The sequence below is a fragment of the Litchfieldella anticariensis FP35 = DSM 16096 genome (genome assembly GCF_000409775.1).
Classification (GTDB): domain Bacteria; phylum Pseudomonadota; class Gammaproteobacteria; order Pseudomonadales; family Halomonadaceae; genus Litchfieldella; species Litchfieldella anticariensis.
Map to the genome: position 1 here is coordinate 289,004 of NZ_KE332392.1, position 13,815 is coordinate 302,818.

The 13,815-nt window shown below is 60.5% G+C and carries 14 protein-coding genes; 1 reads left to right on the plus strand and 13 read right to left on the minus strand.

Features of this window, described 5'->3' with window-relative positions:
* Window positions 1–4 precede the first annotated feature (4 nt).
* The 13 genes from L861_RS16915 to L861_RS16975 all read right to left on the minus strand — a co-directional run bounded on the left by L861_RS16915 (window position 5) and on the right by L861_RS16975 (window position 12,044).
* Window positions 5–2,329, minus strand: coding sequence for an MMPL family transporter (locus tag L861_RS16915; protein ID WP_016417857.1), 2,325 nt, complete (start codon window positions 2,327–2,329; stop codon window positions 5–7).
* Window positions 2,326–2,883 (minus strand): LolA family protein, encoded by a 558-nt coding sequence (locus L861_RS16920; RefSeq protein WP_016417858.1) that lies wholly within the window; start codon window positions 2,881–2,883, stop codon window positions 2,326–2,328. The genes L861_RS16915 and L861_RS16920 overlap by 4 nt, the downstream gene beginning before the upstream one ends.
* Window positions 2,883–3,323, minus strand: coding sequence for an acyl-CoA thioesterase (locus L861_RS16925; protein ID WP_016417859.1), 441 nt, complete (start codon window positions 3,321–3,323; stop codon window positions 2,883–2,885). Before L861_RS16925 ends, L861_RS16920 begins: the two co-directional genes overlap by 1 nt.
* Window positions 3,313–4,884: an HAL/PAL/TAL family ammonia-lyase gene (locus L861_RS16930; RefSeq protein ID WP_016417860.1), complete on the minus strand. Its 1,572-nt coding sequence runs from the start codon at window positions 4,882–4,884 to the stop codon at window positions 3,313–3,315. The genes L861_RS16925 and L861_RS16930 overlap by 11 nt, the downstream gene beginning before the upstream one ends.
* Entirely contained in the window at window positions 4,868–5,809 is a 942-nt protein-coding gene (locus L861_RS16935; protein WP_016417861.1) for a lysophospholipid acyltransferase family protein, read from the minus strand. The genes L861_RS16930 and L861_RS16935 overlap by 17 nt, the downstream gene beginning before the upstream one ends.
* Entirely contained in the window at window positions 5,806–6,564 is a 759-nt protein-coding gene (locus L861_RS16940; RefSeq protein ID WP_016417862.1) for a glycosyltransferase family 2 protein, read from the minus strand. Before L861_RS16940 ends, L861_RS16935 begins: the two co-directional genes overlap by 4 nt.
* The gene (locus L861_RS16945) at window positions 6,557–8,260 is read right to left on the minus strand and encodes an ApeI family dehydratase (protein WP_016417863.1); all 1,704 of its coding nucleotides are present in this window, start codon (window positions 8,258–8,260) and stop codon (window positions 6,557–6,559) included. Before L861_RS16945 ends, L861_RS16940 begins: the two co-directional genes overlap by 8 nt.
* The gene (locus L861_RS16950; RefSeq protein ID WP_016417864.1) at window positions 8,257–8,793 is read right to left on the minus strand and encodes a COG4648 family protein; all 537 of its coding nucleotides are present in this window, start codon (window positions 8,791–8,793) and stop codon (window positions 8,257–8,259) included. Before L861_RS16950 ends, L861_RS16945 begins: the two co-directional genes overlap by 4 nt.
* A gap of 3 nt (window positions 8,794–8,796) precedes the next feature.
* Window positions 8,797–9,063, minus strand: coding sequence for an acyl carrier protein (locus L861_RS16955; RefSeq protein ID WP_016417865.1), 267 nt, complete (start codon window positions 9,061–9,063; stop codon window positions 8,797–8,799).
* On the minus strand, window positions 9,053–9,322 hold the full coding sequence (locus L861_RS16960; protein ID WP_016417866.1) for a phosphopantetheine-binding protein: 270 nt from the start codon (window positions 9,320–9,322) through the stop codon (window positions 9,053–9,055). The genes L861_RS16955 and L861_RS16960 overlap by 11 nt, the downstream gene beginning before the upstream one ends.
* Complete coding sequence (locus L861_RS16965) at window positions 9,294–10,082, minus strand: lysophospholipid acyltransferase family protein (RefSeq protein ID WP_016417867.1); 789 nt, start codon at window positions 10,080–10,082, stop codon at window positions 9,294–9,296. The genes L861_RS16960 and L861_RS16965 overlap by 29 nt, the downstream gene beginning before the upstream one ends.
* Complete coding sequence (locus L861_RS16970; protein WP_016417868.1) at window positions 10,079–10,750, minus strand: beta-ketoacyl synthase chain length factor; 672 nt, start codon at window positions 10,748–10,750, stop codon at window positions 10,079–10,081. The genes L861_RS16965 and L861_RS16970 overlap by 4 nt, the downstream gene beginning before the upstream one ends.
* Before the next feature lie 439 nt (window positions 10,751–11,189).
* Window positions 11,190–12,044: a MurR/RpiR family transcriptional regulator gene (locus L861_RS16975; protein WP_016417869.1), complete on the minus strand. Its 855-nt coding sequence runs from the start codon at window positions 12,042–12,044 to the stop codon at window positions 11,190–11,192.
* Between the two features lie 276 nt (window positions 12,045–12,320).
* Here L861_RS16975 and zwf point away from each other — a divergent pair, with 276 nt between their 5' ends.
* Window positions 12,321–13,814: a glucose-6-phosphate dehydrogenase gene (zwf, locus tag L861_RS16980; protein WP_016417870.1), complete on the plus strand. Its 1,494-nt coding sequence runs from the start codon at window positions 12,321–12,323 to the stop codon at window positions 13,812–13,814.
* The last annotated feature ends 1 nt before the right edge of the window (window position 13,815 follow it).

Below are 13,815 nucleotides of genomic sequence, written 5' to 3' on the forward strand. Positions count from 1 at the left end.
GCGATCATGTCTCCTGTTGGCCATCACGACTGTGTTCGTGCTCGGCAGTGAGCCGACTGGTATCCGCTCTGGCGAAGGGCACCAAGACCCAGGTCGCGGCAAGTCCGATAAGGCAGGTCAGGCCCAGATAGTGCAACGCCGGCGTAGCGCTGAAGGCCAGCAGGCCGAAGGCCAACAGGCTCGATGCGCAGGACAGGCTGATCGCCAGCCAGGCTGCCGGACTATCGGGGTGCTCGGTACTGAAGATCCCGGCATCGAGCCCTATGCCTAATACCAGCAACAGCCCCAGCAGATGAAACAGCGTCAGGCCAACGCCCAGCGCGCTGAACAATGCCAGCGTCGCGACCACTGCTCCCAATGGTGGCAACAATACGCGCCAGGCTCGGCGGCGATAGCGCCAGCCGAACAGCAGTGCCAGCCCCATCGCAGCGGCCGTCAGCCATAGGGCGATCTGATCGCGCAACTGCGCCAAATGGTCGGAAAGCGTTGCCACCCGGTCGTGGTAATGGATATACGACGCTGCGGCGAGTCGGGTGAGCGCATGCCGGGCCATCTCATCGGCATCGCCTAGAATGACCAGGGCCGCAAGTTCGGGATTCGCGGCCTTGGATGCGGACACTTCGCCAAGCCATAGCATGTTATCGGCACGCCCTGCCGACATCTTTAACCATGCCTCGAGGGTCAGCAACGGCACTGTACGCAGTGGTGCTTGGGCAGCTTCCAGCAGTTTCGGGGGAAGCCCGGCGTTGGCGATCCATTCCGGCAGGGCGGTGGCATAAACCTGGCGTACTCGCTCCAGGTTGGCTTTCTGGGTGGCCGGGGAGGGTACCGCCTGGGCGAGATGTCGGTAGTGTGCCAGGTGTCCTTGTGCCCGCAGTTTCGCCAAGGGAGCTTCCAGAGATTCCAGTCGTTCCAGCAGTGTGGCTTCCTGTTCGGCGGTGACGACCAGGTAACGACTACCAGCGGGGCGTTCCAGCAGGGTCTGCACGCGTTGCTGCTCGGCGATCAGTGTGGCGGGTGAAGGGTTGAGCTGACGCAGGTCGTCATTGGCTGTCAGGCGAGTGACGATCAATGTCACGGCAAACATGCCGAGCAAGGCCAGCAGGCTCCAACGATAGGGAGCCCGAGGCGGCAGGCGCAGTCGATTCAACTGGGCAGCGATGCGTGTCGTCGCGATGTGAGGGCGTGGGGAGAACCACGGTAGCCACAGGCGCACGGTCAACCAGGCGCCGATCAATCCCAACGCGGTGAAAGTGGCCATCTGGCGCAACCCTGGCAGGGGTGTTGCGAGCTGGGCGAGATAGGCCGCCAGGCTGGATACCAGGCCCAGCAACAGTCCGGGCCAGAGCCGTGTCAGTGCTTGCTCGGGAGCCAGTTGGCGAGCGCATTGCAGATGCAGAGCGTAGTCGACGGCGATGCCGATCAGGCTGGCGCCGAACGCCAGTGTTAGCAGGTTGAGCGTGCCGAATAGCCACCAGGTCAATGGTAGTGCAAACACCACACCGCAAACGACCGGCAGCAATAGGCTGGCCAGAATCGCACCACGTCTGAATGTGCCCCATAGCAGCAAGCCGATACCCAGCAGCGATCCCAGGCCGATGGTGGAAATTTCCCGTTTTGCCTGATTCGCCCCAGCGGCAGCGTGGAACACCAGGCCGCTGCGCAATAGCTCAGCGTCGGGATGCGCGTCACGAAAGCTCGACAGCGCAGCGGTAAGGCGTCGTTGCAGGTCCATGTCGTAGGGGCTGGTGGACAGTTGGCTGCTGACGACGAACCAGTACCCGTCTCGGTCACTAATGGCTGGCTGGCCATCGATCAAGCGGATGGGGCTGTCGAAGCGCTGTTCCAGCCACGCATCGAGCAGGCCGAAAGGATCGCGTCGGGGATCGGCATCGCTGCCGGGGGTGAACAGTCGCGTCAGGCCTCGCTGTACCCAGGCTTCGTTATCGGCGCTGGCCAGCGGCTCGGCCAGCAGGCGATAGCGATAGGGAGCCAAGGCGGTGTCGGGACGTTGGAACATATCGTCGTCAAAGCCGAGGACGCTTGCGGAATCCCGCAGGCGAGCCTTGAGGTCGGCGATGAGCTCGGCTGGGGAATCGCCGCGGATCAGCAGCACGAAGCGATCCTCGAAGGCTTGGGTCAAGCGCTGTTCGGCTTGTTCGAGCAACGCCGTCTGGTGGGGTTCGGGGAGTAGTGCGGTGATGCGAGTATCCAGCGGCGTTCCCTGGCTCAGCAAGCCGGCCAGCAGGATGGTGCAACCCAGCAGTAGCCCGGCCCAGCACCAGGCGGCGAGCCGCTCGACTCGAGTCGGACGTTGCGTATCGCTCACGGCGCGGGATCACCGTCGTCGAGGTTTTCGCAAGCGGCCGGGGTCAGGGTCAGATTGAGCCGGTCTCCGTCGGCGAACTCGAGCTCGACCTGCTCCACTTGTTGGTGGCCGCTCACGAGTAGTTGCGTGAGCCGTTCGCCGACAGCCACATCCTTGGGCACCAGCCTGGCTCGCCAGTCTTTCAGCTCACCGCTGAGTTCGATCGTGAAGTGGCGTTCCAATGCCTGCCAGTCTCCCGAGAGAAGGCCGCTGAAGACCGGGGCGATGACCTGGAAGCCAAGCGGAAGATCGTCATTGTCTTCACTCAAGACCACGCGATCCTGCACTGGCGCGGTGGTCTGCCAGACGAGGCCATCTTCGCGCTGCCGGAAATGGCCACGACTGTCCAACTGCGTCTCAAGGTCGGCCAACCAACGGGATTGTTCGAAGCGACCGCATGATGGGGCATGAGTGGCCAGGCGCTCAGCGAGCTTGTCATCATCGGGGATCGCCCACACGACAGGGCTGGCGATCAGGCTCAGGGCGGTACACATCGTCCATGGAAGATGACGCATCACGGGTTGGCCTCCTGCCAGGCGAGCAGCCGTTCGACCAGCGCCGGCGGTGACACCAAGCGCATTTCATGGTCGTCCAGCCCCACCGCGACCTGCACGCTCCAGGCCCGGGTCAGGCGCTTGCGCGTCTCGGCATCGCGAATGGTGTAGTCGATCTTGAGACGGTGTTCCCACTCACTCACTCGCGCTTCGATGGCGATCCGTTGGGCGAATATCGCCGGAGCGGCATAGCGCAGGCGCAGGTCGATTACCGGCCAGGCGAACCCCGAATCCTGCATCTGTGGATAGTTGTAATCGATGGCATCGAGCAGTTCGCAGCGGGCGATTTCCAAGTAGCGCACATAGTGACCGTGCCAGGCCACCTGCATCATGTCGACGTCATGGAAGGGGATCGTCAGCTCGGTTTCGCAGCGTGGTAGCGGGCGGTCGTCAGGCGTCATACAGGCTCCAGCGACGTTGGCGAATCAGGCCACAGAGGGCGCGTAGTTCAGGCTCCAGGGCACGATCTTCCTCCAGGGTCGGAAACGTCGACCGGCATGCATCGAGAAAGCCAGCCAGGCGCTCGGGAAGTGGAGCGGCATCGACCAACTGGCTGCGCAGCTCGACGGCCTGGCAGGTGGCGTGCAGGGTGGCGGCGGCGACCTGTTCGACGAGGGTCAGGACGCGCAGGGCATCGCGAGCGGCGATGGTGCCCATGCTGACCTTGTCCTGATTGTGGCACTCGGTGGAACGCGAGAAGACACTGGCTGGCATGGTCAGCTTGAGGGCCTCGGCGGTCCACGCCGAGGCGCCGATCTGTACTGCCTTGTAGCCGTGGTTGAGGCTGGCCCGCTGCGGCGTGGCACCACTCAGGTTGCTGGGCAGGCCATGGTTGAAGCGAGTATCGACCAATAGCGCCAACTGGCGATCGAGCAGATCGGCGAGGTTGGCACAAGCTTGCTTGAGACTATCCATGACAAAGGCGACATGGCCACCGTAAAAGTGGCCGCCATGCATGACCTTACCGTGCTCGGCGTCGATCAGCGGGTTGTCGTTGGCGCTGTTGAGCTCAGTCTCCAGAAACTGGCGCCACCAGGGCAGGGCATCTTCTACCACACCGATCACGTGTGGGGCGCAGCGTGTCGAGTAACGGTCCTGCAGGCGGGGCGAGTTGCGTGGTGTATCAGGGGCATGCAGGTCGTCGCGCAGACGCTCGGCCACGCGGTTTTGTCCAGGGTGTGGTTTGGCGGCGAACAGATCGGCGTCGAAATGATAGGGGTTGCCGTCCAGTGCGTAGACCGACAACGCGGTGATGCGCGTGGCTAGCCGTGCCAGATAGGTTGTCCGGGCGAAGGCGAACACGCCGAGTGCGGTCATCACCGCCGTGCCATTCATCAGTGCCAGGCCTTCCTTGGGCTTCAGGCGATAGGGCGAAAGGCCGCGCTCGGCGAAGACCTCCGAGGTGGGGCGGCGTTGGCCGCGGTCGAACACTTCGCGCTCACCGCACAATACAGCGGCTAGATAAGACAGCGGCGTCAGGTCGCCGCTGGCGCCTACCGAGCCTTCCTCGGGGATGACCGGCACGACATCATGTTCGAGTAGCCAGGCCAGACGCTCAAGAAGCTCGACGCTAACTCCCGAGACGCCGCGGCACAGCGATACCAGACGCACCATGACCACGGCCCGTGCGGCTTCCACCGACAGCACCTCGCCCAGGCCGCAGCCGTGGAAGGTATACAACTGGCGTGGCAGCTGTTCCAGATCGGAGGCCGGCACTTCGCGGGTGCAAGAATCACCATAGCCGGTGGTGACGCCGTAGACCACACCGTCTTCTTCGAGCAGGCGTTCGAGAAATGCATTGCCACGAGCGATGCGCTCACGAAAGTCGGATGCTGTCGACAGGACGATGTGACGACGGCCTTCGGCGACCGCCAGTACGTCCTCGAGGGTGACAGTCGAGCCATCCAGCGTGAGAGGTGCGCTGGTAATGGAGCCAGCGAGCGGGTCATGGAGTGTCGTCATGAAGGTATCCCATATCGTTCGTCCAGAACGGATAGAAGTTGAACCATTGCAGTGGGTGACGCCGAACGCGCTTGGCCAGGTGATCGGCATGGCGCTGCATGGCGTCGGCGATCCATGCTTCGCGCTGGCGGCGTGGCAAGTCTCGGGTATCGTCGATGGCCTCGAAGTCGATCCGGAACCTGTCGTTCTCGCGTACGCAGGAAAGGGTGTACAGTGGACAGCGCAGCAACGTGGCAAGCCAGAATGGGCCTTCGGGGAATCTGGCCTGGCCGCCGAGGAAATCAAGACACCGCGTCCGTCCCCCCGACAGGGAAAGCCGGTCGGCAGCGATGACTACGTACCCGCCAGCTTGTATGCGTTCGTCCAGGGCTTGGGCGGTGGCCGGTGTGATCTCGCTGACCTCGAGAACGTGGGGACGAGGCCGTCCCGTGACACGCTCCAACAATGCATTGAACTTGCGTGCATTACGGGTATGCATCATGACTGTCAGTTCGAGTCCGGGGTGCCGCTCGGCCAAGGCATTGACCACGTCGAGATTACCGTGATGAGCAACCAGGATCAGGCCTCCCCGGCCGCCATCGATGGCGGCACTGAAATGCTCGATGCCCGTGCCGCTCAGGCGTTCGTCGGCGATATCCCCGCTCCAGGCCGCGACCTTGTCCATCAATGCATCACCGAAGGCCAGGAAGTGGCGATAGCTGTGCCACCAACGGGCGAGCGGCCGATAGCTGAGATGAGGATAGAGGCGTTGCAGATAGGATTGGGAGGCGCACCGCGCCGTGCCATGCGCCAAGAAATACCACAGCATGACCGGCCATAACGCGAGCCGGAAAGGCCAGCGCCCCAGGGAGCGCTGTATGGCCACCATTAGGGTCATGCCGGCCGTGGTGCCGCGCTCGCCGATCTGTGCCCAATGGTGATTCATGGGCCTACCCCTGCAGATTGTCTGCGCCAACGTCGAGCCAGCAGGCGGGGCAAGCGCCGCAGCATGCCGAAGAACAAGCGGGTGTGCATGATGGAGATCTGGCGGTTATCGCGCCACAGGGCGAAATGGCTCACGCCATCGCGTGGATAGCGCACACATACGGGGAGGTGAGCCAGGGTACCGCCAGTCCAGTACCAGCGCACCAGCACTTCGGTGTCGAAGGTCATGCGATCGCCGCACCGATGCTTTTCCAGCAGGCGGTTGAGTGCGTCGACCGGATAGAGCCTGACGCCGCACATGGAGTCGCGGATCTCCAGGGACAGGGTGTTGATCCATACCCAGACATGCGTCGCATAACGGCCGTAGAAGCGTACTCGCGGAACGCTGGCGTCATAGCGTGGGTAACCGACCACCAGCGTATCGGGGGCCGTGTCCAGTGCCGCGAAGAAGGCGGGCAGGTCTTCGCTGGCATGCTGGCCGTCGGCATCCACCTGAAGGGCATGGGTATAACCGAGACGCTGGGCTTCTTGGAGCCCGAGGCGCACCGCAGCTCCCTTGCCCTGATTGATGGCCAGGCGCAGCAGGTGGTGTCCATTCGCTGCCAAGCGGTCGAGTTCGGCCGCGCACTCGGCGTCACAGCCGTCGTCCACCAGTAGCAGCGGTACCCCCAAGGTAGCAAGCTCGTCGCATACCGGGCCGATCGTAGTGGGGTGGTTATAGACCGGAATCAGGACGCAGGGACGCGGCTCAACCATGACGTTCTCCCTGGCGGGATTGCAGACGAACTCGTCCTGCGCAGTGCCGTCCCTCATGCGAGTCGATGACGAAGGCGATGCCATCGTCGCGGCGTGTCAACTGTAGCGTGAAGCGTGACCCAGGGCGCAGTACGCGTTGGAACTTCAAACGCTCGATACCTTGGAATTCGCCTGGTTCGCCGAAGTACTTACCGGCGAGTTCGATAGCCCACTGCACCATCACTACCCCGGGCACCAACGGATACTCGTCGAAGTGGCCCTCGAGAAAGATCAGGCGCTCCGGCACTTCCAGAGTCAAGAGGCAGGAGCAAGGGTCGGAGCGGCGCTCTCCTAGCCAACGTGGTGCCTTGGTGTCATCGAGATCGGCGAACAGTCGGTTGACCAGACTGCGGTCGAGCTTGCCTTGGGCATTGCTCGGCAGGGTATCGACGAAGCGCCAGTAGCGGGGAATGGCGACTCGTTCCAGATGGTGTGACAGATGCGCTCGTAGACGCTGTATCAGATCATGACGAGCGTCGTGCTGGTGAGGAATGAACTCGTCATGTAGAGCAATCACTACGCCCAGGCGCCCGTCGCTTCGACCAAGATCAATGCACCGAGCCTCATCAACTTCCGGTGTGGTGGTCAGGGTGTGCTCGATATGATCCAACGAGATGCGCTTGCCGGCGATCTTTACCAGGCGATCCGCACGGCCCAACAGTTGGAAGCCGTCGGCTGCCGGGGCGACCCGGTCGGGTTGTTGCCACCACCTCTTAGGGTCTTCCAGAAATGGCGAGCTCAAAGCCAGGCGTTCGTCCACGAATGACAGTTGCACGCCGGGTAGGGCTTGCCAGGCGGTGTCCTGTGTTTGTCGACGCTGGGCGATTCCTCCGGTTTCGGTACTGCCATAGATCTCGATCACCGCAGCATGTAACAGGTGTTCGGCGCGCTGGGCATGCTCTGTCGCCAAGGGAGCACCGGAGGAGAACACGCGAACGGGGCGGGGCGACTCCCTCCAGGGCAGGTGCTCCGGTAGGCGGGACAACTGGGCTGGTGAACTTACTATCACCGGGGCGAGACCAGCATCACTGGCTTCGAGGAGGCGCGCAGCAAGCACTTCGGGGTAACGACACTCGTCGCCGCAGAAGGGAACGCTGGAGCATAACGGATGCAACACGCCGGTGAGCAGCCCATAGATGTGCTGGTGACTGACCTGTGAGATGACACAATTGTCGGCCAATGGCCATAGCTTGGCATGGGCAGCCAATTCCGCATCGAGTTGGTCGAAACGCTTGCTCAGGCGTACTGGGTCACCGGTGGAACCGGAGGTGTACAGAACGACTGCCGTGGACGTGGTGGCGAGTGCCTTGGGGTAGGGAAGCGTGGCAGCCTCATGGTGGCTGGTGCTGTGGTTGCCAGGGATCTCGGGCAGCGTGCCGTCGACCTCGGTGGCAAGTCGTGCCAGAGTTTCAGGACGATCGTCGGCCGGCAGCACCGCGACACGGCCGCTTTCCCACAGCGCAACCAATGCGGCGCAGAAATCCTTGGGATGTCGTTGGCAAAGTAGCCAGTGACCAGCGGGTTGATTGGCCAGCCAATGGCGCCAGGCATCGATGCGCTGAGGTAGTGAGACCGGGTCGACCCAGTGATGAGGAAGCGAGCGGTGATTCGCGCTCGCTCTACGCCAGGGCAGTCGGGTTAACGGGACGAATGTCACGACAGGCTCCTCCTCAGGCGGTGACGCAACAGCCATTCACCGGCAAACATCAAGGCAATCAGGCCGTAGCTGACGACGCCGTTGTACAGCGACCAGGTCGCCAAGTCGGCATATAACGCTGTCCAGGAGGCGATGGCGCCGTTGAAGACAAAGAAACCACACCATGCCCAGGTGACCCGGCGGGTATAGCGTACTCCCGATGGTGGTAAATCGGGCTCGCGCAGGCGTGCCAGGCGTTCGATAACCGGCATGCCCCCACACAGGCTGGACACAAAGACGATCAGCATGATGGCGTTGACGGCGACGGGATAGGCGCGCATACCGAGTTCGGCATGCCCTAAGCCGCCCAGCGCCAGCAATAGTACCGCCACCACAGTGGCCAGATAGCGAGCCTGGGGTATCCGCCAGGCGAGCAATATGGCGCCGATCAATAGTAGCGGCCAGCTACCCAGGTGGTCATGCAGGACGAAGACCAGCACCGGCCAGGCTAGCGCCATGCCGACGCCTAGCCACTTGATCGCTTGTTGAGGCATGTCTCAGCGTTGCATCAGGCGTTCAACGGCATCGACCACGTCATCGATGGTACGTACAGATTTGAAGTCGTCGGGGTTGATGCGTCGACCGGTGAATTGCTTGAGTTCGACCACCAGGTCCACGGCGTCGATGCTATCGATATCGAGGTCTTCGTAGAGTCTTGCTTCGGGCTTGATATCGTCGGCGGAGAGGTCGAACAGCTCGACGAGGGTCTTGCTCACGTGAGAGAAGATATCAGCACGATTGGCAGTAGCAATATCAGTCGACACGGCGGGTCTCCACGAGTGACTGCAAGGTGTTCAGGCTGGCGAAATGGCGGTGTGTTTCCTCGGCTTCGGCGTCAAGCTTGATGCCGTAGCGCTTTTGCAGTGCCAGCCCAAGTTCGAGGGCATCGATGGAGTCGAGGCCCAGCCCATCACCGAACAATGGGGCATCAGGTTCTATATCCCCGGGAGTAATGTCCTCGAGCTCCAGTGTATCGATGATCAGGCGTTTGAGTTCAAGCGTCAGGTCGTGCGTCTCGTTCATGATAAAAGTGTTCCAGTTCCCTGTTGAAGTGATCGCTAAGCCAACGTGTCAGTTGTCTCGCGAGCTGCCCGGTTGGTTGTTGATTATCTTGATTTACGGGTAAGTCATCGAGTACGCGTAGATCCATTTGGACCTTGCGCTCGGGTATACGATACCAGGGCTCCCCCTTGGTCAGCGTGGTTGGCGAGCAACGTATCAGTACCGGGGTGATATCAGTGGCCGTGCGTAAAGCGATATTGGCGCCTCCGCGACGAAACTTGATAGGGCGATGCGGGGAGGTTCGGGTGCCCTCGGGAAAGAGAACCAAGGAATTGCCTCGCTCGAGACTTGCCTTGGCGGCACTGAGTACGGTTTCGGGGTCATTGTTGGTGATATAGCCGGCAGCACGGATCGGTCCCCGCGTAAACGGATTGCTAGCCAGCCGCCCTTTGACGATGCAGTCGGCTTGGGGCATGTGCGCGAGCAGAAATATCACGTCGATCAGTGAGGGATGGTTAGCCAGTACCAGCAGGCTGGGACGCTGCAGCCGTTCCACCTGCTCGAAACGGTAATCCAGCACTCCGAGTATTCGCATCATGCCAATGAAACAGCGAAAACAGCGCTGAATCAGCCGGCGTGCCACGCATTGACGACGCTCGATATCGTGGATCGTGATGAATAGCAAGGGGGTAGCCAGAACGCCGATACACAGGCCGCCGAGGCCGAATGTCGTGAAGGCGAGCGCTGTCCCCATACCGCGGCGCCATTGGTCAAACGTCATCCCGCCTCCAATTGCCAGCGCCGATAGCCATCGAGATGAGGTATCTCGGAGTTCAGCCAGGCGATCACATCGAGTGGTGTGGGGTAGGCGGGGTGTGGAATGTCACTTGCCACCAACTTCTTTCCTGCCCCCCAGGAAAGGCGCAGTCCAACAGCACAAGGTCCCTCGGGAGACTGAGTGTGGCCACGATAGGCGGAAGGTACTGAGCCCTCCGAGAACACGACGACGACTGCCGCATGGCCTTCCATGAGATACCCTTGTGCCTCGCAAAGCAGTGCATCGAGTTCATGGCCGCAGGCGCCCAGTGCCTGCATGGGACGGTAGTGCCTGGCGGCGATGGAGTGTACACCTAGCACGGCGTTGTGAACTGACATCGAGAAACGAGCTGGTGATACCGGGTCGCCTTGGGCAAGAGCTTCCAGCATGTTCAGCGTGTGTGTGGCATCGCCATGGCGAGAGGCGTGGATCAGCGGGTAGTTCGCATCGGGGTCCAGAGCGCTCAATATCTCGCAGGTCGCACGCCCGGCGCCATCGAGACGGCGACGCAACATCGCCGGCAACTTGCTGGGACTCGGAGACGCCGAAATATCATATCGGCTATCTCCAGCGCAGCTCATCGAGTTGGCACTCCAGGCTCGCCAGTCCTCAAGATGTAGGGCTGCACTCATATCGCCATTCTTGGTTGAGGGAAGGCCGGCAATATTAACTTGGCTAAGTTAGTGCCTCAAGTTGTAGTGAAGTTATACAACGTTTTTCGTGCCAAGAGGCAATGGTTGGTTTGGTGCCTGATTCATGATTACTGGAATGTCACTCATGGGGCTAAAGACTCAGATTGGATTGCCGATAGTGTGAAGCGATCTAAGGAAGCACTGAACAGCGCTTCCCTAACATCGGGCACCTTTGGAGGATGAATTGGTGTCTGAGTTCAAGCGCAGCTTGCTGTAGCTGGAAACACCAATCTTGAGAGATGGGGCGACTCTGCTATCGTGGAGTCGCCGAATATATATTTGTATTGTCCGTATGTTTGATTCAGAGGTGGGAGAAAGCTCGCTTTCTGTAGTATCTCTCTAGGCCATTACTGCAATTGAGTGTAATGCACTATTTCTTTTAGCTTGCAGGAAAACGCGTCGCTTGCAGGCTGTCCTTGATCTTCTTGAGGTGGGTGAGGAAATCCTCGCCCCGCCGCAGCGTCACGCCAGTGGCCAGTACGTCGATCAGTGCCAAGTGGATCATGCGTGAGGTCATCGGCATGTAGACGTCAGTGTCCTCGGGGGTGATGACTTCGAGGGTTTCGGTGCATTCGGCCGCCAATGGTGAGCCCGGGGCAGTGATACCGAGCACTATCGCACCATTGTCACGCGCCAGGCGGGCGATCTCGACGAGTTCGCGTGTACGGCCGGTATAAGAGATGATCACCACCACATCGCCGGTATGGCAAGACGCCGCTACCATACGCTGCATCAGAACATCTTCGTAAGCCATGACCGGTAGGTTGAAACGAAAGAACTTGTGCTGGGCGTCTTGGGCCACCGGGCCTGAAGCGCCCAAACCGAAGAAGTGAATCTGCTTGGCTTGGATCAGATAATCGACAGCGCGTTCGATGCGCTTGGCATCCAGGGCCCGGCGAGCATCGTCGAGAGCGGCAATGGTGGCGCCGAAGATCTTATCCCCATAACCCGCAGCATCGTCATCGCGCTCGACGCTACGGCTCACGTAGGGAGTGCCGCCCGCTAGACTTTGTGCCAATTTTATCTTGAAGTCCGGATAGCCCTTGGCCTCGAAATTGCGACAAAAGCGATTCACCGTGGGTTCACTGACCGAGGCGGCTTGGGCCAGGGTGGCAATACTCATGCCAGTGGCGGCGGCTGGGTCCTGAAGAATGACATCGGCTACCTTTCGTTCCGAGCGGTTGAGTTCCTCGAGGCGTGAGCGAATGCGATCGATCAGGTCGTGACTGGCCATGGTGAGAGAGGCACTCCGTGACTGGGTAACGTAAGGTTCAACGCCGCTGATAGGCGGTGGCTGTGCCACAATGACGGGGCATCGCCCCGTGAGTCGAGTATGGTGATGTGGTGATTTAACTACATCTGACTCTATCCTAGCGTGAGGTAGGTGGTAGGGCCAAGTATGCTGAAGGGTAGCGTCTATTTTGTTGTAAAGTTACATATAAAAATTGCTTTTTTCCGTTCGTGTGGCATATTTTGTCAGTAAGTTAACCAGATTCTTAGGGAGCGTGGCATGACCCACGAAACTGGACCGCAACGCACGTCCAACTCCGAGGTCGATCTGGCGCTGTTCGGCGCTTTGGGTGACCTGGCATTGCGCAAGCTCTATCCGGCGTTGTATCAGCTAGACCGGGAAGGTCTTTTGCCGAACACCAGCCGGGTGCTGGGTCTGGCGCGCCAGGAGTATGATACCGCCGCTTTCCAGGCCCGCGTCGCCGAGGCGTTGACGCAGCGAGTCAAGGCCAATGAGCTGGACAAGGAAAGCCTCAAGCGCTTCCTGGCCCGTCTCGACTATGCCCAGGTCGATTTCAATCAGGCCGAAGGCTACGAGACCATACGCGGCTGGCGGGAGGGTTCTCCACGTCCAATGGTCGTCTATCTCGCGGTGCCGGCCAGCATTTACGGAGCCATCTGTCGCAACTTGCATGCCAGCGGTAGTCTGGATGACGAGACTCGTGTCGTGGTGGAAAAGCCGATCGGCTATGACTTGGAGTCTTCAAAGGAAATCAATGATGCCATCGGTGAGGTGTTCCCCGAGTCGCGTGTTTACCGTATCGATCACTATCTAGGTAAGGAGACCGTCCAGAACCTGATTGCGCTGCGCTTTGCCAATCCACTGTTCGGTACTCAATGGAACCAGAACCATATCTCTCATGTGGAGATTACCGTTGCCGAGCAAGTGGGGATCGAAGGTCGTTGGGGGTATTTCGACAAGGCGGGGCAGTTGCGGGACATGGTGCAGAATCACTTGCTGCAGTTGTTGTGCCTGATCGCCATGGACCCACCGGCCAATCTCGATGCCGACGCCATTCGCGACGAGAAGGTCAAGGTATTGAAAGCGCTGAAGCCCTTTACCGGCGAATCGTTGGGACGTGACGTGGTGCGTGGCCAGTACACGGCGGGCACTAGTGGTGGTCAGAGCGTTCCCGGTTATCTCGAAGAGGAGGGGGCGAATACCGACAGCCAGACCGAAACCTTCGTGGCCATGAAGACCGAGGTGGCCAATTGGCGTTGGGCCGGCGTTCCCATCTACCTACGCACCGGCAAGCGTATGCCGGAGAAGTTGTCGCAGATCGTCATCCATTTCCGTCAACAGCCACACTATATCTTCGATCCGGACCAACGCAGTCTGGCGGCCAATAAGCTGATCATCCGCCTCCAGCCGGAAGAGGGAATCGCCTTGCACGTGCTGACCAAGGACAGTGGATTGGACAAGGGCATGCGACTGCGTCCAGGGCCGTTGCACCTGGATTTCAACAGTGCTTTTCCCAAGTCACGGATCCCTGATGCCTACGAGCGTCTACTGCTCGAGGTCATGAAAGGGCAGCAATATCTGTTCGTGCGCCGCGATGAAGTGGAATACGCCTGGCATTGGTGCGACCAATTGATTGCCGCTTGGGAAACCCACGATCTTCCGCCGCGTCGTTATCCGGCGGGATCTTGGGGGCCAGTGGCATCGATCGCCATGATCACTCAGGACGGGCGTAGCTGGTATGAGGACTACTGAC